The following is an 18,499-nucleotide window of genomic DNA, read 5'->3' as shown; positions in this document are numbered from 1 at the left end:
TTCCAAAAAATGCCCGCCATACCGCGCAAGGACATACTGAAGAAATTCCGTGGAATGATCGACAAGGGCGTGCCGATCGTCGGCGGCGGCGCCGGCACCGGCCTGTCGGCCAAGGCCGAGGAAGCCGGCGGCATCGATCTTATCATCATCTACAATTCCGGCCGCTATCGCATGGCCGGCCGCGGCTCCGCCGCCGGCCTGCTCGCCTATGGCAATGCCAACGAGATCGTCAAGGAAATGGCCTATGAGGTGCTGCCGGTGGTCAAGAAGACGCCGGTGCTCGCCGGCGTCAACGGCACCGATCCGTTCGTCATCATGCCACTGCTTCTGGCCGAGCTGAAGACGATGGGCTTTTCCGGTGTGCAGAACTTTCCGACCATCGGCCTGTTCGACGGCACCATGCGGCAGAGTTTCGAGGAGACCGGCATGGGCTTCGGGCTCGAGGTCGACATGATCGCCGAGGCGCACAAGCTCGACCTCTTGACCACGCCCTATGTCTTCAATCCCGACGAGGCCCGCGCCATGACCAAGGCCGGCGCCGACATCGTCGTTGCTCATATGGGCGTGACGACGGGCGGCTCGATCGGCGCCACCTCGGCCAAGTCGCTCGACGACTGCGTGGTCGCGATCGACGCCATCGCCGAGGCGGCACGTTCGGTACGCAAGGATGTCATCCTGCTTTGCCATGGCGGCCCGATCTCGATGCCGGATGACGCCCGCTACATTCTGTCTCGCGCCAAGGGCCTGCATGGCTTCTATGGCGCGAGTTCGATGGAACGGCTGCCGGCGGAAGCAGCGATCGCCAGACAGACGGCCGATTTCAAGGCTGTCACACTGGGCGGCGACAAAGCGACCACGAAGAAAAAGAAGGGATGAGAGAGATGACGGACAAGAGCAAGGTGTTTGTCTATCCGAAGGACGTCAGCGCCTTCGGCTTCGACTGGGGCAGACTGGCGCTGACAGTGGCTCCGGAAGTGAATGGTGCTACCCGCTTTTCCGGCGGCGTCGTCGACCTGCCTTCCGGCAAGGGCCACACCCGCCACAACCATCCGGGCGCCGAGGAAATCATCTTCGTCATCTCCGGCCATGGCGAACAGATGGTCGAGGACGAGAAGGGCAATCCGGTGATCGCGAAGGTCGGCCCCGGCTGCACCATCTATGTGCCGGAGAGCCGTTTTCACTCGACGCTGAATACGGGTGACGGGCCGATGCAGCTGTTTGTTGTCTACTCGCCCGCCGGGCCTGAGCTGGCGTTGAGGGAACTGCCGGATTTCAGGTTGGTGCCGGCAGGGAAATAATCTTCCTCCCGTCCCTCATTTGCGGGGAGGCCCCTCATCCGGCCCTTCGCGCCCACCTTCTCCCCAAGGGGAGAAGAGACTGGCGTTCGCGCCGGCCCTCCTCTCCCCTCGGGGAGAGGTCGGATTGCCCCGAATTGCCCTTCGCAATCCGGATGGCAATCCGGGTGAGGGGCAGCACCCTTCAATACCGGCTAGGCGGTCCCACCCCGGTTCCACCCGCGCCCGCGATCGCCGAACATCACATAACCGCTGTCGGTCACCGCAAGCGTATCCTCCAGCTTGATGAAACCGCGCGTCGGGTGAAGCATGGTCGTCTCGACCGACAGCACCATGTTCTTTTCCAGCGGTTCGGCCGCGTAGGTGCCTTCATAAGTCACCGGATGGTTGGTCATCAGGAATGGCGCCTCATGCGTGATCAGGCCCATGCCATGGGCGAAGAAATCCGTATAGGGCGCGACCTTGGATTTCTTCAGCACGCCTTCGGCATGCGAAATCATGTCACCGCCCAGCGTGCCCGCTCTGACCTTCGAGAACGCCGCCTGCTGCACCGCCTCGACCTCGGCCAGCAGATCCTCCAGCTCGGCGTCCGGTTCACCCAGAATGCCCATCCGGCAGAGGTCGCCAATATAGCCGTGGTAATTGCCGCCGGAATCGATCGACAGCACCTCGCCCTTCTTCCAAGCTTGTGGCGAAGCGGCGCGGTTATGGCTTGAGCCCAGTGTCAGCAGGCAATATTCGAAATGCGCGCCGCGATTGGTTTCCTCGCGCCGCAGCTGTTCGATCATCTCGACCTTGGTCCTGCCTTCGCGCGCCCAGGCAATGGTCGCCAGCATGGAATCGGTGATCAGTTCGGAGGCGGTGCGCAGCTTCTCCAGTTCGGCGTCGGTCTTGATGGCGCGCATACGTTCCAGCATGTCGGTCGCGTCGATCAACTTCGCGTCCGGCAGCGCCTTGCGGATCAGCGTGTAGGCATCCGACGGCAGGAAGCCGGGCTCGATACCGATGCGGGCACCGGCCTTGCCGATCTTTTGCAGATGTTCGACGGCAAGATTGGCGGCATCCAGCGTGCCCCAGCAGGCGGCATGCAGCGTCGGCGTCCAGAACGGGTTGTTCTGGTGCTCGCCGCCCTCCATGCGGTTGCCGATATAGGCGGCGTGATCCGGCCCGCCCTTTTCATAGATGACAATCGGCAGGTAACGGCTGTGGCCGATCGCATCCATGGCGGCGAAGAAGATGAACTTGTAGCCGCCCAGCAGGTATTGTGTGTTGTGCTTGGAAGTTGCGAGCAGCACATCGATGCCGGCCTCCTCCATCAGCCGGTCGACCCTCGCCTGGTCAAAAGGGATATTGCTGACGGCATTCTTGCCCGGCGCAATGTTCATGTCTCTCTCCCTGAATTTGCCTGGGATCGATGCTGTTTCGCCCATATCCCTTGGCTGTGGATCAAATCTGCACCATTTTGCCCGCTCTGGTCTAGCCAGAAATACGCGAACGGCGCTGCGGGACAGTCACCAACTCATCATCTGTCGTATATGCGCCAAATCTGGTCCTACCAGATTACTTGGATTGAACCCGTTCTCTCAAACTGGTCCAGCGAACGAAAATTTCAAAGCCAAGCAAGGATGCGCCAATTCCGTCTCTGGCGAAACCCTCGGCAAGGCTCATAATCGCTGCCGCAAGGATGCCGATGCCGGCATCCGAGGGGTGTTGTCGCGCCCGAAGGGGTCGCGGAGAGGACGGAGTTCGATCATGCCAGGTTCCACGATTTCCAGACGCACGATGCTTGCCGGCTCGGCGATGCTTCTGGCTTCCACGGCCATGCCGACATTGGGCTGGACGCAGACGCCGAAGAAGGGTGGACGGCTGGTATTGGCCGCGGACTCCGAACCGCGCAACCTCAATCCGGCGATCGTCGCCTCCAACGGTGTCTTCTTCATCTCCAGCAAGATCGTCGAAACGCTGGCCGAAGCCTCCTTCGATGGCAAGGACGGGCTCGCCCCACGCCTGGCACTGAGTTGGGAAGGTTCCGCCGATGGGCTCTCAGTGACGTTCAAACTGCGCGAAGGCGTCAAATGGCATGACGGCAAGCCGTTCACCTCCGCCGACGTCGCCTTCTCCGCGCTGCAGATCTGGAAGCCGCTGCAGAATCTCGGCCGCACCGTGTTCAAAGACCTTGCGGCCGTCGACACTCCAGACGATTTCACCGCCGTCTTCAAATTCGCCAAGCCGACGCCATTCCAGCTGATCCGCAACGCGCTGCCGGCGCTGAGCAGTGTCGTGCCGAAACACGTCTACGAAGTCGGCAAGATCGAGGACAACCCGGCCAACACCGCCCCCATCGGCACCGGCCCATTCAAGTTCGGCGAGTACAAGCCAGGCCAGTATTACCGGCTGATCAAGAACACCGATTACTGGGCCAAGGACGAGCCCTATCTCGACGAGATCATCTACCAGGTTCTGCCCGACCGCACCTCGGCGGCGAACGCTCTGGAAGCCGAGGAGATCCAACTCGCCGCCTTCTCCGCCGTGCCGCTGGCCGACCTCGACCGCATCTCCAAGGTGCCGGGCCTGAAGGTGATCTCCAAGGGCTATGAAGGGCTGACCTATCAGCTCGTCGTCGAGATCAACCATCGCCGCAAGGAACTGGCCGATCTGAAAGTGCGCCAGGCGATCGCGCATGCCATCGACAAGGATTTCGTCGTCAAGACGGTGTTCCTCGGCTATGCCGCGACAGCCACCGGACCGGTGCCCAAGAACGATCCGCAATTCTACACCGCCAATGTGCCGACCTATGCCTTCGACGTCGCCAAGGCCAACGCGCTGCTCGACGAAGCCGGTTACAAGAAAGGCCCGGACGGCAAGCGCTTCACGCTGAAACTCTTGCCGGCGCCCTATTTCAACGAGACCAAGCAGTTCGGTGACTATCTGCGCCAGGCGCTGGCCGCCATCGGCATCGACGCGGAGTTGGTCAACAACGACTCCGCCGCGCACATCAAGGCCGTCTACACCGACCATGCCTTCGACCTCGCCGTCGGCCCGCCCGTATTCCGCGGCGACCCGGCGATCTCGACCACCATCCTGGTGCAGAGCGGCATTCCCGACGGCGTGCCGTTCTCCAACCAGGGCGGCTACAAGAGCGATGCGCTCGACGCGCTGATCACCAAGGCCTCGGAAACGCTCGACACCACGGCCCGCACCGACCTCTACAAGGAGTTCCAGAAGGAGGTGGCGGCCGACCTGCCGCTGATCAACGTCGCCGAATGGAGTTTCATCAGCGTCGCGCGCGACACAGTGGGCAACATCGCCAACAATCCGCGCTGGGCTGTCTCGAACTGGGCGGACACATATCTGGCTGGCTAGCGCTCCCTGCAGGCTTGCGCATCGCAAATCCGGGTGCTCAGGTTCGAGAATGAGAGTTCCTTCGCGCCCCCCTCTGTCCTGCCGGACAGCGCCAACCTTACACTCCCCCTTGTGGGGAGGGTAAGGCGATCATGACCCGCGCCCTCACCCTCATCCGCCGCCGCCTCCTCGGCAGCATCTTCGTACTGCTGATCGTCGTCATCGGCACCTTTCTATTGCTCGAGGCCGCACCCGGCGACGCGGTCGACGCTTATATCGTCTCGACCGGCGGCGACGCCGGCATGATCGAATTGCTGCGTCATCGCTGGGGTCTCGACCAGTCGGAACTGACGCGGCTCGCCAACTACCTCTGGGCGCTGCTGCACCTGGATCTCGGCCAGTCGGTGACCTTCTCCAGGCCGATCCGCGACGTCATCCTCGAGCGCCTGCCCAACACGCTGCTGTTGATGGTCAGCGCCACCGCGCTGTCCTTCGGCCTCGGCTCGACGCTCGGGATCTATGCCGGCGCCCGCCCCGGCAGTTTCCGCGACCGCTTCCTCTCGATCGGCTCGCTGGCGCTCTATGCCGTGCCGGGTTTCTGGCTCGGCCTGGTGCTGATCGTGATCTTTGCCGTCGGCCTGCGCTGGCTGCCGATCGGCGGCATCGAGACGCTCGCCTCGGACAAGACCGGCCTCGACCGTGCGGCCGACATCGCCGTCCATCTTGTCCTGCCGGTTTGCGCCCTTGGCTTCATCTATCTGGCGCTCTACCTGCGCATGATGCGCGCCGGCATGGCCGAGGCCTGGCGCCAGGATTTCGTGCTGGCCGCCCGCGCCAGGGGGCTTTCGCGTCGCCGCATCGTGCTCGCTCACGTCGCCCGCAATGCGCTCTTGCCGCTGGTCACCATGCTTGGCCTGCAATCGGCGCAGATGCTCGGTGGCAGCGTCGTCATCGAGAGCGTCTTTTCCGTGCCCGGCCTCGGCCGGCTGGCGCAGGAAGCGGTGGCTTCGCGCGACACGCCCCTGCTGCTTGGCATCATCCTCACCAGCGCCGCCCTGGTCATCATCATCAACCTTCTCGTCGACATCGCCTATGCCTTCCTCGACCCGCGCGTCGGTGCTGGCGAGGCCAGCGCATGAGCCCGCTGCGCCGCCTTCTGCGCACGCCCGAGGCCGTCGCCGGCGCCATCCTTCTGGCCGTACTGATTGCGATGGCGCTCATCGCGCCGTTGCTGTTTCCTGGCGACCCGCAAGCCATCGCCGGCCCGGCGCTGCTGCCACCCTTCCAGGACTGGCCGCTGCCGCTCGGCACCGACCGGCTCGGCCGCGACGTGCTGGCGGAGCTTTTCCACGGTGCCCGCACCTCGCTGGCTGTCGGCCTTGCCGCAGCGGCGGCGGCACTCGCCATCGGCGCGGTGATAGGCACGCTGGCCGGCTTTGCCGGCGGCCTCGCCGACGAGGTGCTGATGCGCATCACCGACGCCTTCCAGACCGTGCCGGGCTTCCTGCTCGCGCTGGCCTTCGTCAGCGTCGTCGGGCCATCGCTCAGCATCGTCGTTGCGGCAATAGCGCTCGGCACCTGGACCGGACCGGCTCGAATTGCCCGCGCCGAAGTCCTCTCCATTCGCGAACGCGATTATGTCGCCAGCGCCCGCGCCATCGGCATGCATCCGGTGGCGATCGCCTTTCGCGAGGTGCTGCCCAACGCCTTGCCGCCGGTACTGGCGATGTCCTCGGTGATCGTCGCGGCCGCCATCCTCACCGAGGCGGCCTTGTCCTTCCTCGGCCTTGGCGACCCCAACCGGGTCACCTGGGGTGGCATGATCGCGGAGGGCCGCGCCGTGCTACGCACCGCTCCCTTCCTGTCGATCGTCCCGGGAATAGCGCTGGTGTTGACAGTGCTCGGCGTCTATCTCGCCGGCGAAGGCATCGTCGAGACGACGGCGGTCAAAAGAGGCCTGTCGTGACCGCGCTCGCTTCGATCCACGACCTGACGGTGACCTACCGCCGCGACGGCAGCGCGGTGGCGGCACTGAAGGACGTTAGCTTCGATATTATGGCCGGCGAGCGCCTGGCCATCATCGGCGAAAGCGGCTCCGGCAAGAGCACGCTGGCGCTGGCGATTGCGGGGCTGCTGCCGGCTTCATCATTGGCTGGTGGGAGAATTGAATGGCCCGGCCATGGCCAATCTCCCCTCGGCGGCCGCGACATCGGCTTCGTCTTTCAGGACCCTTCCGCCAGCCTCGATCCTGTGATGACCGTCGGCAAACAGATCGCCGAAGTCGCCCGCACTCATCTCGGCCTTACCTGGCCTCAGGCATACGCGAAGGCAAGAACCTTGCTCCAACGCATCCAGCTGCCCGACCCGGACTCGGCCCTGCATGCCTTTCCGCATCAGCTCTCCGGCGGCCAGAAGCAGCGCGTGGCGATCGCCGCCGCGATCGCTGCCGGACCGAAACTGCTGATCGCCGACGAGGCGACCAGCGCGCTCGACACCATCGTGCAGGCCGAGATCGTCGGCTTGATCCGGAGGCTGGTGGCCGAGGACGGCATGACGCTGCTGTTCATCAGCCACGATATCGCGCTGGCGGCAGAACTAGCGGAGCGCATCGCCGTCTTCCGCCACGGCCAGCTGATCGAGCTTGGCGCCACGGAACGGATTATCGGCGCCCCAACTCAGGCCTACACGCGCGCACTGCTCGACGCCCATATCGGCCTCGACGCTGAGCCACTATTGAGCCGAAGCGGGCCCCACGGATGAGCCTGCTCTCGGTGTCCAACCTCACCAAACGCTACCGTCGCGGTGGCAAGACCGTCATTGCGGCCGACGATGTCTCTTTTCATATCGAGCCCGGCGAAACATTGGCATTGGCCGGCCCCTCCGGCAGCGGCAAGTCGACGATCGCGCGGCTGGTGCTGCGCCTGATCGAGCCAGACGCCGGCCGCATCGAATTCGAAGGCGATGATTTCCTGGCCTTGCGTGGCGCTGCGCTCAGAGCACGCCGCGCTCGCCTTCAGATGGTATTCCAGGATCCACTCTCCGCCTTCAACCCGCGCGCCACGGTGGCACGTGTGCTCGACGATCCCTTGCGTATCCATGGCATCGCCTCTCGCACTGAACGCCCGCGCCGCATTGCTGCCTTGCTCGAGCGCGTCGGGCTGGCGGTCGATCTGGCGCCCCGCGCCATCCATGAGATCTCCGGGGGCCAGCGGCAGCGTGTGGCCATCGCCCGCGCCATCGCCACGAAACCATCGCTGATCGTACTCGACGAGGCCGTGTCGGCACTCGACGTCTCGGTGCGCGGCCAGATCCTCGACCTGTTGCTCGACCTGCAAGGGCAGGAACGGATCGCCTATCTCTTCATTTCCCATGACCTCGGTGTTGTCCGCGCGGTCGCCCACCGCGTCATCCTTCTCGATGCCGGGCGGATTGCCGAGAGCGGCGACGCGCGTGCCGTCATCGACGCACCGCAATCGGCCATCGGCAAGGCGCTGGTGGCGGCAGCACCAAGATTGAACAGGACCGGACCATGATCCCGAAAAAGTGGGACCCGGTTTTCCCGGACAAACGGGAACCGTTTTGTCCAGATCATGATCAAACAACAAATCAGGACGCATCATGACCGACCCGCAAGCCAGAGCCGAGAAACTGTCGCGCGAACTCGATTCCGCCTTCCGCAACCGCGCCGATCTCTACCGTCTCTTCCTCGACGAACTGACCGGAGAGCTGGGCGCTGAAAAGGCGGAGGCGATCATGATCCGCGCCATCGAGCAGCGCGGCAAGGAGGTGGCGGCAGCGGCCTTCGCCAGCTTTGGCGCCAACGACGCGCGCGCCATCGGCGAGGCCTTCCTGGCCGTCAGCCCTGATGGCGGCCAGATGTATCCGACCGATGTCGAGCGCGGCGATGACCGCATCTCCTTCAAGGTCAAGCGCTGCCCGCTGAAGGACGCCTGGGTCAAGGCCGGCGTTGGCGACGAAAAGCTCGCCACGCTCTGCCGCATCGCCGGCGCCTTCGACCGTGGCCTGTTCGAGGCGACCGGCGTGCGCTTCGACAACGTCACCTGGACGCCGGGCCACGGCTCCGGCTGCTGCCACATCGCATTGGCCAACCGCGATGCGGCTAGGCGATTGACGATCTAAGGTCTGTTGAGATTCAGGTCAGGCCGAGTCGGAATCGAAGACGGACGCGAAGCGACCGTTTGCAGGCCGGCATCACTGAATATCAATTCACCTTAGCCGCCGACCATCAGCTTGACGACCTCGTCATGGTTGGTCTCGGAGATCTTGCGCTCGCCGGCCTGGACGCCGCGCCGCAGCACGACGATGCGATCCGAGACCGCAAAGATGTCCTGCAGATTATGCGAGATGAAGATCACGCCGCGCCCTTGCGCCTTGAGCTGGTGGATCAGCGAAATTACCTTGCGCTGCTCCGGCACGCCAAGCGCGGCGGTCGGCTCGTCCATGATCAGGATCTGTGCATCCCAGTAGACAGCGCGGCCGATGGCGACGGCCTGGCGCTGGCCGCCGGAGAAATTGCTGACCGGGGCCTCGAGCCGGCTGACATGGAAGTCCAGCCGGCCCATCGTCGCCTTGGCCGCCTCGGCCATCGCCTTGCGGTCGAGCACCGGCAGGAAGCCGAACGCCTTGCGCATCGGTTCGCGGCCAAGGAAGATGTTGGCGCCGATCGACAGATTGTCGGCGAGCGCGAGATCCTGGTAGATCGTCTCGATGCCCTTTTCGCGCGCCTCCTGCGGCGTCGCGAACGTCACCGGCTGGCCCCTGAGCAGGATTTCGCCACCCGTCGGCTGGAACACTCCCGATATCGCCTTGATCAGCGTCGTCTTGCCGGCACCATTATCACCGGCCAGCGCCACCACTTCGCCCGGCCCCACGGCCATGGAGAAATCGTTGAGCGCGCGCACGGCGCCGAAGTGCTTGGACAGGTTTCGGACCTCCAGCAGGGGCGTGGTCTGGTTGCTGCTATTCATCCTGACGAGCTCCACTGAACCGGCGTTGCGCCTGGTCGATGAGGACGGAAATGATGATGACGACGCCGACGGCGATGAACTGCCAGAACGGTTCGACATTGACGAAGACCAGCCCGTACTGGATGACCGCGATGACCAGCGCGCCGGCGACCGTGCCGAAGATGGTGCCGGAGCCGCCGAACAGGCTGGCGCCGCCGATCACCACCGCCGCGACGCTGTCGAGCAGCAGGGGCTCGCCTGCCTGCGCCGCACCCGCGGTAAAGCGCGCGGCATAGAGCGCGCCGCCAAGGCCCGCGCACATTGCCGACAGCACATAGAGCCGCAATATGTGGCCCCTGATGTCGATGCCGGCGCGCCGCGCCGCCTGCACATTGGCGCCGATGGCATAATTGTGCTGGCCGAACCGGGTCTGGCTGAGCAGATAGTGCATGACGATGACGAAGACCGCGGTGATCAGCACCAGATAGGGCACGCCATAGAACTTGCCGTTGCCGAGCAGCGCGAACCAGGAATTCTGCACCGGCACGGTGGTGCCGCCGGCGAGCAGGAAGGCGGCGCCGCGCGCGACGCCGAACATGCCGAGCGTGCCGATGAAGGGCGGCACCTTTAGCCGCGAGATCAGCAGGCCGTTGATGACGCCCGGCACGCCGGCAACGATCACCGAGGCAAGGATGCCGGCCAGCATGGCCAGCGGCAGGGGAATTGCGGCTCCCGCCAGGTTTGTGGCATGCGCGGCGATGACAGCGGCAAGGCCCATGATGAAGCCAAGCGACAAGTCGATGCCGCCCGAAATGATGACGAAGGTCTGGCCGGTCGCCAGCAGCAGCGGCGCCACGGCGAAGATCGCGATGGATTGCAGGTTGAACGGGTTGAGCATGAAGGTCGCACCGAAGGCGAGCCTCGACCAGACCTCGAAACAGACGATCAAGCCGGCAAGGAACAGCCAGGCGCGTCCTTCGGCGATGCGTGCGATCAGGCTCCTGGCTGGATCGCCGTGATCGGCTTGAGGGGCGACATGCTTGTCGGCCGGCTGGGCAGGTGATGTCGAGGTCATGGATACTCCGCGGCGCCTTCAACAGGTCTCGATTGGCGAGGACCCGGTCCGGCTCCTCCTGGCGGACCGGGAGGAGCCGGACTGGTCTGGACTTACTCGGAGTAGAGATACTTCGAGATGTTCGGATCCGCGATGTTGGACTTGTCCATGATCGTGAAGCCGGTGCCGATGCTGACCGGGATCGAGTTCCCGGTCAGGTGGGCATAGGCTGAGACGACGCCGTAATAGCCGATCTCGGCGGGATGCTGGGCAATCGCCACATCGACCAGACCGGTGTTGATGTTATCGACGATGCTGGTCGGAGCATCGAAGGCGACGACCTTGACGGTGCCGCTCTGTCCGGCCTGCTTGACGCCGTTGGCCGCACCCAGCGCCGAGAACAGATTGGCGCCGAAGACGCCAACCAGGTCGGGATTGCGGGCAAACACCGCCTGCAGCTGCGAGGCCGCCTTGTTGGCGTCGTTATCGTTGAACTGGGTCTCGAGAACGGTGATGCCGGGATGGTTGGCCGCCATCTCCTTCTTGAAGCCGTCCTCACGCTGGTCGGTGGTCGAGATGCCGGGCTTGACGTTCGACACATAGACCTTGCCCTTGTCACCGATGGCGGTGGCCAAGGCGCGCGCCGCGATAGCGCCGCCGAGCACGTTGTCGGAGGCGATGTAGGAGAGCGGGAAGTCGGCATCGCCAGTGCCGGTCTGGTAGACACCGCTGCCGATGAACGTGTCGACGGTGATGACCGGGATGCCGGCATCATGGGCCTTGCGCAGCGGCTCGACCAGCTGCGCCTTGTCGGTCGGCGCGATCAGGATGGCGTCCGGCTTCTTGGCGATGACGGCGTCGAGCACCGGCACCTGGGTGACCGGGTTGAAGTCCGGTGCACCCTGGAAAACCAGGTTGACGCCGAGCGCGTCGGCGGCCGCCTGCGCGCCCTTGCGCATGGTGATGTAGAAGCCGTCCGTGGTCAGGCCCGGAATGAGCGCAATGGTGTACTTCTTGTCCTGCGCCTGTGCGGGCGCGATCAGCACCGTCGCACTGACGGCAAGCGCCGCGAGCGCGGCAACAATCTTCTTCATGACATCCTCCTCATTATTGGCAGATCTGCCGTTGCAAGTGACATTGGAATGGCCGTCATCCCTGCGGATGCCGACGGCCGGGAACGCCTGTTTGCCTTCGCGGGCAGCTCCTCCCAAGCGCCCTCCAGTCGATATGTCAGCCGGTCAGCCGGCCGGCGCACCTGGCCACAGCCCCGAACCTCCGCCTCCGCGAGGTCCGGCAAACTGTGCCCCACGCCGCGCCTTGCCGGCGGGCGTTCGAACTTGTAACACTTTGCAGAAATAAATTGCAACTCGGTTTTTCCGAGCTGGCAGCGCCGGGTTTTTCACACCGTACGACATTCGACTGCTCCGCGGAGCCCCGGCCGACTATCGCCCGCGGCATTCGGCGGCACAACTGGTTTTCGCGGCAGATACTGCCCGCTCCATGGCTACGCGAGCGCCGCGAGGATGGCCTGCGCCGTCTTGGTATCCGTCACCAGCGTGTTGATGAGCCCGGCGCGAACGGCGGCAATGATCGCCGTCGCCTTTTCCGGTGATGCGGCAAGGCCGATGACCAGCGGCACGGCGCGCAGTTGCGCCGGCGACATGGCGATCATCCGGCTCTCCCCTTCCCAGGCAATCAGCGTGCCCTCGGCATCGAAATAATGGCGAAGCACGTCGCCGGCGGCATGAACCAGCGCCTGCTCGCTCGGCGTGGCGGCACTCGCCTCGGGCGCATTGATGGCATGCGGCAGGCCGATGCCGACGATCGCGACATCGGTCCGCTCCCACAGCGCAACGGCATCGCGTATGGCGGCGTCGCGCAGGAAAACCTCACGCAATTCGCTGGAGGGCAAATAGGGCGCATGGATGAAATGCGGCGTGCCGCCGAACTCCTCGGCGGCAAGCCGCACGAATTCGTTGACCTGAAAATGCGCCGCCTGCTGCTGCATGCCGCCGGTGGCGGCCACGGTCAGCACGCCCGGCATGCGCGGCAGGCCGGCCCGGATGACCTCGCGCACGGCGCGTCCCCAGCCGATGGCGACGACGGAGCCTGCCACCAGTTGCGCCTGCCTGAGCAGACCGCCAAGCGGTGCCGCGAGCGCTGCCAGCGTACCCGCCGCTGGCGTTTCCACCACCGCAGCATCCCGCAATTTCAAGCCATCGACCAGCTGCCTGGTGATGTCCTCCGGTGTCGCCAGGTCGAGAACCTCGATGCGCACGATCCCTTCGGCCCGCGCCCGCTGCAGCAGGCGCGAAATCGTCGCGGTGGAGACACCGAGCTGCCGCGCGATGTCGACCTGCGACATCTCCTCCACGTAATGCAGCTTGGCCACCGTGTGCAGCATCGTCCGCGATGGGGTGGCATCCTGGATGGGAGAAACAGGCAGCTTGCAATTCCTTTCAGCAACGTGTTACACACGTGTACGCCGACGGGAGTTATCGCGCAAATCAAGCCAACTCGCAACGTGCGGTGCCACTGCAGGCCGCCGGGCCAGCGAGGCGCTGTTCGCGAGGGGCGAAGGACGCGGCACCGCCGCGAAAAAACTCCCTGCCGGTACGGCAGGCAGAACTGAACATTATTCTTTTCACGGGATCCGCGCCCTCCGCGAGAGAGCGCCAACATCGGACCGAAGATCATGACGAAGATGACCACCGCGGAACTGCGCGGCTATCAGCAGATATGCGGCAAGGACGGGGCCATGGTGGCCATCGCCTGTGACCAGCGCGGCGGCATGCGGACCTTGCTGGCGTCGGACCCTGAGGAACAGGCCAGGATCACCAACGACATGCTCGGCGACACCAAGGCCGATATCACGCGTTACCTCGCCAGTGCGGCATCCTGCGTGTTGCTCGACCCGCTCTGCGCGGTGCCGCGCATTGTCGACGATGGCGTCTTGAACCGCGATACGGCCCTTCTCATCGGTCTCGACGCGTCCGGTTTCGACGTCTCACCTGAAGGCTATCGCCTGTCGCGCCTGGTTCCCGGCATCGATGCGCGCCGTGTCCGCGCACTCGGCGGCACCGGCGGCAAGATCATGGTCTATCTCAGAGCCGACAGGCCGCAAGCCAACGAGCACAACATCGCCATCCTGCGCCAGTGCATAGCCGATTTCGGTCAGGAGGACCTGCTGCTGGTCGTCGAGTTCCTGACCTATCAGCTCGAGGGGGAAAGCCCCGAGGATTATGCGGCCAAGACGCCATGGCTTGTCGAGGAAGGCACCAGGATTTCGCTGGAGTGCGGCGCCAAGGTGCTGAAGCTTCCCTACCCCGGAACGCCGCAAGCCTGCGCCAACATCACCAAAATGGCCGGTGAGGTGCCTTGGGCGGTGCTTTCGGCCGGCGTCAACCACGCCACCTTCCTTGGCCAGGTCGAGATCGCCATGCAGAACGGCGCCTCGGGCGTGATCGCCGGCCGCTCGTTGTGGAAGGATTGCATCTCGCTCGACCGTGACATCCAGCGCGAAAGGCTTAAGACCATCGCGGTGCCGCGATTGCGTGAGATCCAGGCCGTGATCGGGCACTACCGGCAGAAAGCCGCTGCCTGATAATCGAATTTGGAACTAGAGCTATTCCAGCAAGAGTGTGAAGCGGTTTTGCGTCCGGAATTGCGTGAAAACAAATGCGGAACGCCATGCCTCTCAGCATAGGAATCGACATCGGCGGCACCAATCTGCGTGCCGCCCGCATCGCCGAGACCGGTGAAATCCTCAAGCGCGTTTCCGAAAAGAGCGCGCCCGACCCGGAACTGGTGCTCGGCCGCATCGCCGACATGGTGCGCCTTCTCGACACGCCGGATGTGAAGGCCATCGGCGTCGGTGTCCCCGGCCGCGTCGATGCGCGGCGCGGCGCGGTCCTCTCGGGCGGCTATGTCAACCTCGCCTCGGTTGCACTGGCGCGGCGCCTGGAAGACATGACGGGCAAGCCTGTCGTCATCGACAATGACTGCAACATGGCGCTGGCCGCGGAGATGGCGCTCGGCGCCGGGCGGGGCCATGGCAACATCGTCATGTTCACCATTGGCACCGGCATTGGCGGCGCCGTCGCCCAGGATCGGCGGATCACGCGCGGCTCGGCAACGGCAGGCCAGCTCGGCCACATCACCGTCGACGTCAATGGCGAGGTCTGCGCCTGCGGGCGTCGCGGCTGCGTCGAGACCACCAGTTCGGGCACGGCGCTCGGCCGTCACATTGCACGCGCCGCGCTCGGCCCCGACATTTCGGTCGATCAGCTCTTTGCCCGCGATGCAGCGGGCGATACCGCCGCGCGCAGCGTACTGGATGCCTGGGCGAGGCCGCTGCGTGCCGCCATCGACACAGCCGTTGCCGTGCTTGATCCCGACATGGTGCTGCTTGGCGGCGGCCTCGGCCGGGCGGCACACCTAGCGCTCGGCCGCGCGCCGGCGCTGGCGCCCTGGTATCAATGCCAGGTCGAACCCGCGCAACTCGGCGATGACGCTGGTGTGATCGGGGCCGGGTTGCAGGCCCTGGCGGCGGAGCCGCATGCCGTTCCGGTTGCCCCCTTGGCCCTGTCCGGCCAGATCAAGCGCGCGGTGCTTGTCAACGGAATCCCCGCCAGCGGCAAGAGCACGGTCTCGCGCGGCATCGCCGATCGCATGGGCTGGCCGTTGCTGGCGCTCGACACCATCAAGAACCCGTTCCTTGAAGTGCTCGGCGGCGGCGACCGTCTATTCAACCGCACGCTTGGCCGCGCCAGCTACCAGGCGATCTGGTCCGTCGTCGGCGAAGCTCCGGCAGGGACCACGGTGATCGTCGATGCCTGGTTCGGCTTCCAGCCGCGCGAGGTTCTGGAGGATCACCTGCGAAAAGCCGGTGTCGGGCAGACCGTTGAAGTCTGGTGCCACGCGCCGGGCGAAGTGCTTGCCGAGCGATACGGCGCCCGGCTCGACCAGCGCCCCGCCGGCCATCCCGGTGCGGCCTATATCCCCGAACTGATCGAGCTCGCCAAGCGCGCCGAACCGCTACGGCGCGGGCCGCTCTTCGACGTCGACACGACCAAGCCGATCGACTTCGACGCCATCACGGCCTGGCTGCGAGCCAAAATGGCTGGCGACGCATAGATAGTCGGTCGGCCCCGTTCAACCGCCGCCCAGGACGTGGAGTTCCGTCCCAGCCGCTTCGATGACGGCGCGTAGCGCCGGCTGCGGTTCGCGATCGGTGACGATGTCGGAAAGCTCGCCGATTGCGCAGACGCGTTCGAGGCTGTTGCGGCCGAACTTGTCGTGGGTCACCACAAGCGCCGTCGATAGCGCTCGTGCAATCATTGCCCGTTTCACCGCGGCCGCCCCCGAGATCATGTCGCTGGGCCCGTCCACGGACAGGCTCGAGGCGCCGATGATCGCAACATCGGCATTGTAGCGCCTCACGAATTCCACCGTGTCCTCGCCGAGCACGCTGGCTTCGCGGCTGTCATAGGTGCCGGGGCACAGGATAACCCGAAAGGTTGGATTGGCGCCGGCCACCGAGGCGACACCGATGGAGTTGGTGATGATGGTCAAGTCGCGCCTCAGCTGCGAGAGATTGCGCGCCGCCTCGTAAGTCGTCGAGCCGCCGTCGATCATCACGATCTGGCCTTTCTTAACCAGCCCGGCCACGCCACGCCCGATCCGGGCGCGCTCCTCGATCATGGTCTGGCTGCGCTCGGCGATCACAGGCTCGGATGTCACCAGCGAGATCGTCGCGCCGCCATAGGTCCGGTTGAGCAGCCCCGCATCGCCAAGCTCGATAAGATCGCGCCGAATCGTTTCGCCGGCGACACCAAGGCGCGTTGCGAGCCTGGAGATACGGATCGATGCCGAGCGCCGCACTTCCGACAGAATGAGCTCATGCCGCTCCTTCTTCGATAGCCGGCTTTGTTCCATGATCGATCCTCCGCGAAGTCGACACTATTAACCATGCCGAAGCAGATGGGAAAGAGTCTGGCGAGAGGGTTATGGCGCGCATGCACCGTATGATTTCTGGCCAGCCCGGCGCGAGGTGATCACCTCGCGCGATCATCGCGAGATGCTCGACGCCATCAATGATCGCGGCATCACAAGGCGGCCGTTCCCGACCGCGCACCGCGCTAGGTCGTGCATCGGCCGAAGGAGGTCGATGCCGCGCTGGACCGCGTCGTCTCAGTTGGTGTTGAAGCGGACTTCCTCAGATCAACTTTCGGTAACGCCCGGCGCCCGAGGATCATGTCCGCGGCCTTCTCGGCGATCATGATGGTTGGACCGTTGAGATTGGAACTGACGACGGTCGGCATGACCGAGGCGTCCACCACCCGCAGCCCGTCAATGCCGCGGACACGCAGCCATGGATCGACAACCGAACCGTCGTCGGCGCCCATGCGGCAGGTGCAGCTCGGATGGAATTCAGTCTCGAGGCGCGTGCGCATCAACTCGTCGATCGCGATGTCGTCTTCGACGCCGGCGCCGGGAAACGCCTCGCTGGTGCCGAGAACCGCAAGCGCCTTGTCGCGGGTGATCTCGCGGGTGACGCGAAGTCCGTCGCGAAATTCGCGCAGGTCGCGATCAGTTGCCAGGAAGTTGAACCGGATCATCGGCGCCGTCCGGGGGTCCGACGTGCGCAGCCGGACCGTGCCGCGGCTTTCCTGCCGAAGCTGAGACAGGTGCAGCATGAACCCGTGCGCCAGCGAGAAGCCTTTGCCAGATTTCTCCATCTTCATCGGACCGAGATGATATTGCATGTTGGGATAGTCGACGGTCGGATCGCTGCGGATCACGCCGCCGACTTCCCATATGTTGGACGAAACCGGGCCGGTTTTCGTCGCGAGCCAGCGCGCGCCGGCATAGGCCTTGCCAGCCGGATGGCCCAGCCAAGTCATCGAGACAGGCTCCCTGCAATTGAAGGCCAGCCCGATGTTGAGATGGTCCTGCAGGTTACGTCCGACTCCGTCGTTGCGAACGACGGTCTGGACGCCAGCTTGGGCGAGTTCTTCGGGATTGCCGATGCCTGACAGCATCAGGATCTGCGGACTGTTGATGGCGCCGGCGCTGAGAATCACCTCCATGGCCGCCCCTGCGCAGACGACAGCACCGGCCCGTTCGTAGACGACCCCGGTCGCACGGCCGCCGGAGATGGCGATGCGATGGACCAGCGCGCCGGTGATCACGGTCAGGTTCGAGCGGTTTCTTGCGGGATGGAGATAGGCAACGGCGGCACTGCAGCGCTGTCCGCCGCCCTTGGTCGAATCCATGCGGCCGAGACCTTCAGGCTGCTCTCCGTTCAGATCGTCGGATATGGTGTGGCCGACATTGGCGCCGGCCTCCAGAAACTGGTCGAAAACCGGTGATTGCAGCCTTCCCTGGCTGACCCGCAGCGGACCGTCGGCGCCATGGTAGGGACCGACACCCCGGTCGCTGGTTTCCGATTTCCTGAAGTAGGCCAGGCAGTGGGCATAACTCCATTCGTGCAGCCCTGTCGCGGCCCATGCGTCATAGTCGCGTGGATGACCGCGCAGATAGACCATTGCGTTGATCGAGGACGAGCCGCCCAGCACCCGCCCGCGCGGAACCGGTATTCGTCGTCCCATCAAGCCCATCTCGGGTTCGCTGTGATAGTTCCAGTTTATGCGGCGGTCGCCATGGACCTTGTAGACGCCGGCCGGCATCCGCATCATCAGTCCGCCGTCCGGCGGACCAGCCTCGAGCAGCAGCACGCTACAGTCCGGGTTGGTGCTCAGCCGGTTCGCCAGAACGCATCCGGCGGAACCCGCTCCAACGATGATATAGTCGTATCGGGCTTTTTCTCTCATCTCGGT

17 protein-coding genes are annotated in these 18,499 nt (G+C 64.7%); 10 read left to right on the top strand and 7 right to left on the bottom strand.

Features of this window, described 5'->3' with window-relative positions:
- Positions 1-9: 9 nt before the first annotated feature.
- Positions 10-876 (top strand): phosphoenolpyruvate hydrolase family protein, encoded by an 867-nt coding sequence (locus EB231_RS08980; RefSeq protein ID WP_140772192.1) that lies wholly within the window; start codon positions 10-12, stop codon positions 874-876.
- 5 nt (positions 877-881) lie between these two features.
- Positions 882-1,298, top strand: a complete 417-nt coding sequence (locus EB231_RS08975) for a cupin domain-containing protein (RefSeq protein WP_172348491.1) — start codon at positions 882-884, stop codon at positions 1,296-1,298.
- 191 nt (positions 1,299-1,489) lie between these two features.
- On the opposite strand, the gene EB231_RS08970 is transcribed toward EB231_RS08975, so the two are convergent.
- Positions 1,490-2,680 carry a M24 family metallopeptidase gene (locus tag EB231_RS08970; protein WP_172348489.1) on the bottom strand — a complete coding sequence of 397 codons (1,191 nt, stop codon included), beginning with the start codon at positions 2,678-2,680 and terminating at the stop codon, positions 1,490-1,492.
- A 367-nt stretch (positions 2,681-3,047) separates the two neighbouring features.
- Here EB231_RS08970 and EB231_RS08965 point away from each other — a divergent pair, with 367 nt between their 5' ends.
- The 6 genes from EB231_RS08965 to EB231_RS08940 all read left to right on the top strand — a co-directional run bounded on the left by EB231_RS08965 (position 3,048) and on the right by EB231_RS08940 (position 8,777).
- The gene (locus EB231_RS08965; RefSeq protein ID WP_172348488.1) at positions 3,048-4,658 is read left to right on the top strand and encodes an ABC transporter substrate-binding protein; all 1,611 of its coding nucleotides are present in this window, start codon (positions 3,048-3,050) and stop codon (positions 4,656-4,658) included.
- 131 nt (positions 4,659-4,789) lie between these two features.
- Positions 4,790-5,776, top strand: a complete 987-nt coding sequence (locus tag EB231_RS08960; protein ID WP_172348487.1) for an ABC transporter permease — start codon at positions 4,790-4,792, stop codon at positions 5,774-5,776.
- Positions 5,773-6,603 carry an ABC transporter permease gene (locus EB231_RS08955; RefSeq protein WP_172348486.1) on the top strand — a complete coding sequence of 277 codons (831 nt, stop codon included), beginning with the start codon at positions 5,773-5,775 and terminating at the stop codon, positions 6,601-6,603. The genes EB231_RS08960 and EB231_RS08955 overlap by 4 nt, the downstream gene beginning before the upstream one ends.
- Positions 6,600-7,397 carry an ABC transporter ATP-binding protein gene (locus EB231_RS08950; RefSeq protein WP_172348485.1) on the top strand — a complete coding sequence of 266 codons (798 nt, stop codon included), beginning with the start codon at positions 6,600-6,602 and terminating at the stop codon, positions 7,395-7,397. The genes EB231_RS08955 and EB231_RS08950 overlap by 4 nt, the downstream gene beginning before the upstream one ends.
- Positions 7,394-8,170, top strand: a complete 777-nt coding sequence (locus EB231_RS08945; RefSeq protein ID WP_172348484.1) for an ABC transporter ATP-binding protein — start codon at positions 7,394-7,396, stop codon at positions 8,168-8,170. Before EB231_RS08950 ends, EB231_RS08945 begins: the two co-directional genes overlap by 4 nt.
- 85 nt (positions 8,171-8,255) lie before the next feature.
- Positions 8,256-8,777, top strand: a complete 522-nt coding sequence (locus tag EB231_RS08940; protein WP_172348483.1) for an L-2-amino-thiazoline-4-carboxylic acid hydrolase — start codon at positions 8,256-8,258, stop codon at positions 8,775-8,777.
- A 92-nt stretch (positions 8,778-8,869) separates the two neighbouring features.
- On the opposite strand, the gene EB231_RS08935 is transcribed toward EB231_RS08940, so the two are convergent.
- From EB231_RS08935 to EB231_RS08920, 4 genes are all read right to left on the bottom strand, one after another.
- Positions 8,870-9,625 (bottom strand): ATP-binding cassette domain-containing protein, encoded by a 756-nt coding sequence (locus tag EB231_RS08935; RefSeq protein ID WP_172348482.1) that lies wholly within the window; start codon positions 9,623-9,625, stop codon positions 8,870-8,872.
- The gene (locus EB231_RS08930; RefSeq protein WP_172348481.1) at positions 9,618-10,679 is read right to left on the bottom strand and encodes an ABC transporter permease subunit; all 1,062 of its coding nucleotides are present in this window, start codon (positions 10,677-10,679) and stop codon (positions 9,618-9,620) included. Before EB231_RS08930 ends, EB231_RS08935 begins: the two co-directional genes overlap by 8 nt.
- A 92-nt stretch (positions 10,680-10,771) precedes the next feature.
- Positions 10,772-11,752, bottom strand: a complete 981-nt coding sequence (locus EB231_RS08925; protein WP_172348480.1) for an ABC transporter substrate-binding protein — start codon at positions 11,750-11,752, stop codon at positions 10,772-10,774.
- A 410-nt stretch (positions 11,753-12,162) separates the two neighbouring features.
- A complete protein-coding gene (locus EB231_RS08920) occupies positions 12,163-13,062 on the bottom strand; it encodes a sugar-binding transcriptional regulator (protein WP_172348479.1) in 900 nt (299 codons plus the stop codon).
- 291 nt (positions 13,063-13,353) lie between these two features.
- Here EB231_RS08920 and EB231_RS08915 point away from each other — a divergent pair, with 291 nt between their 5' ends.
- Together EB231_RS08915 and EB231_RS08910 are read left to right on the top strand one after the other, a co-directional pair.
- A complete protein-coding gene (locus EB231_RS08915) occupies positions 13,354-14,262 on the top strand; it encodes a tagatose-bisphosphate aldolase (RefSeq protein ID WP_172348478.1) in 909 nt (302 codons plus the stop codon).
- Between the two features lie 86 nt (positions 14,263-14,348).
- Positions 14,349-15,794, top strand: coding sequence for an ROK family protein (locus tag EB231_RS08910; protein ID WP_246740899.1), 1,446 nt, complete (start codon positions 14,349-14,351; stop codon positions 15,792-15,794).
- Positions 15,795-15,812: 18 nt separating this feature from the next.
- Here EB231_RS08910 and EB231_RS08905 read toward each other — a convergent pair whose 3' ends face one another.
- Positions 15,813-16,595 (bottom strand): DeoR/GlpR family DNA-binding transcription regulator, encoded by a 783-nt coding sequence (locus EB231_RS08905; RefSeq protein ID WP_172348476.1) that lies wholly within the window; start codon positions 16,593-16,595, stop codon positions 15,813-15,815.
- Positions 16,596-16,798: 203 nt separating this feature from the next.
- Positions 16,799-18,493: a choline dehydrogenase gene (locus EB231_RS08900; protein ID WP_172348475.1), complete on the bottom strand. Its 1,695-nt coding sequence runs from the start codon at positions 18,491-18,493 to the stop codon at positions 16,799-16,801.
- Positions 18,494-18,499 lie beyond the last annotated feature (6 nt).

The sequence above is a fragment of the Mesorhizobium sp. NZP2298 genome, from assembly GCF_013170825.1.
Taxonomy (GTDB): domain Bacteria; phylum Pseudomonadota; class Alphaproteobacteria; order Rhizobiales; family Rhizobiaceae; genus Mesorhizobium.
This window is presented reverse-complemented; position numbering and strand designations above follow the sequence as displayed.

Bases quoted from the DNA above. Each gene is read 5' to 3' on its own strand.
- EB231_RS08910 (WP_246740899.1), top strand. From the start codon at position 14,349: ATGCCTCTCAGCATAGGAATCGACATCGGCGGCACCAATCTGCGTGCC.
- EB231_RS08925 (WP_172348480.1), bottom strand. From the start codon at position 11,752: ATGAAGAAGATTGTTGCCGCGCTCGCGGCGCTTGCCGTCAGTGCGACG.
- EB231_RS08930 (WP_172348481.1), bottom strand. From the start codon at position 10,679: ATGACCTCGACATCACCTGCCCAGCCGGCCGACAAGCATGTCGCCCCT.
- EB231_RS08935 (WP_172348482.1), bottom strand. From the start codon at position 9,625: ATGAATAGCAGCAACCAGACCACGCCCCTGCTGGAGGTCCGAAACCTG.
- EB231_RS08980 (WP_140772192.1), top strand. From the start codon at position 10: ATGCCCGCCATACCGCGCAAGGACATACTGAAGAAATTCCGTGGAATG.
- EB231_RS08975 (WP_172348491.1), top strand. From the start codon at position 882: ATGACGGACAAGAGCAAGGTGTTTGTCTATCCGAAGGACGTCAGCGCC.
- EB231_RS08940 (WP_172348483.1), top strand. From the start codon at position 8,256: ATGACCGACCCGCAAGCCAGAGCCGAGAAACTGTCGCGCGAACTCGAT.
- EB231_RS08960 (WP_172348487.1), top strand. From the start codon at position 4,790: ATGACCCGCGCCCTCACCCTCATCCGCCGCCGCCTCCTCGGCAGCATC.
- EB231_RS08955 (WP_172348486.1), top strand. From the start codon at position 5,773: ATGAGCCCGCTGCGCCGCCTTCTGCGCACGCCCGAGGCCGTCGCCGGC.
- EB231_RS08915 (WP_172348478.1), top strand. From the start codon at position 13,354: ATGACGAAGATGACCACCGCGGAACTGCGCGGCTATCAGCAGATATGC.
- EB231_RS08920 (WP_172348479.1), bottom strand. From the start codon at position 13,062: ATGCTGCACACGGTGGCCAAGCTGCATTACGTGGAGGAGATGTCGCAG.
- EB231_RS08970 (WP_172348489.1), bottom strand. From the start codon at position 2,680: ATGAACATTGCGCCGGGCAAGAATGCCGTCAGCAATATCCCTTTTGAC.
- EB231_RS08965 (WP_172348488.1), top strand. From the start codon at position 3,048: ATGCCAGGTTCCACGATTTCCAGACGCACGATGCTTGCCGGCTCGGCG.
- EB231_RS08900 (WP_172348475.1), bottom strand. From the start codon at position 18,493: ATGAGAGAAAAAGCCCGATACGACTATATCATCGTTGGAGCGGGTTCC.
- EB231_RS08905 (WP_172348476.1), bottom strand. From the start codon at position 16,595: ATGGAACAAAGCCGGCTATCGAAGAAGGAGCGGCATGAGCTCATTCTG.
- EB231_RS08945 (WP_172348484.1), top strand. From the start codon at position 7,394: ATGAGCCTGCTCTCGGTGTCCAACCTCACCAAACGCTACCGTCGCGGT.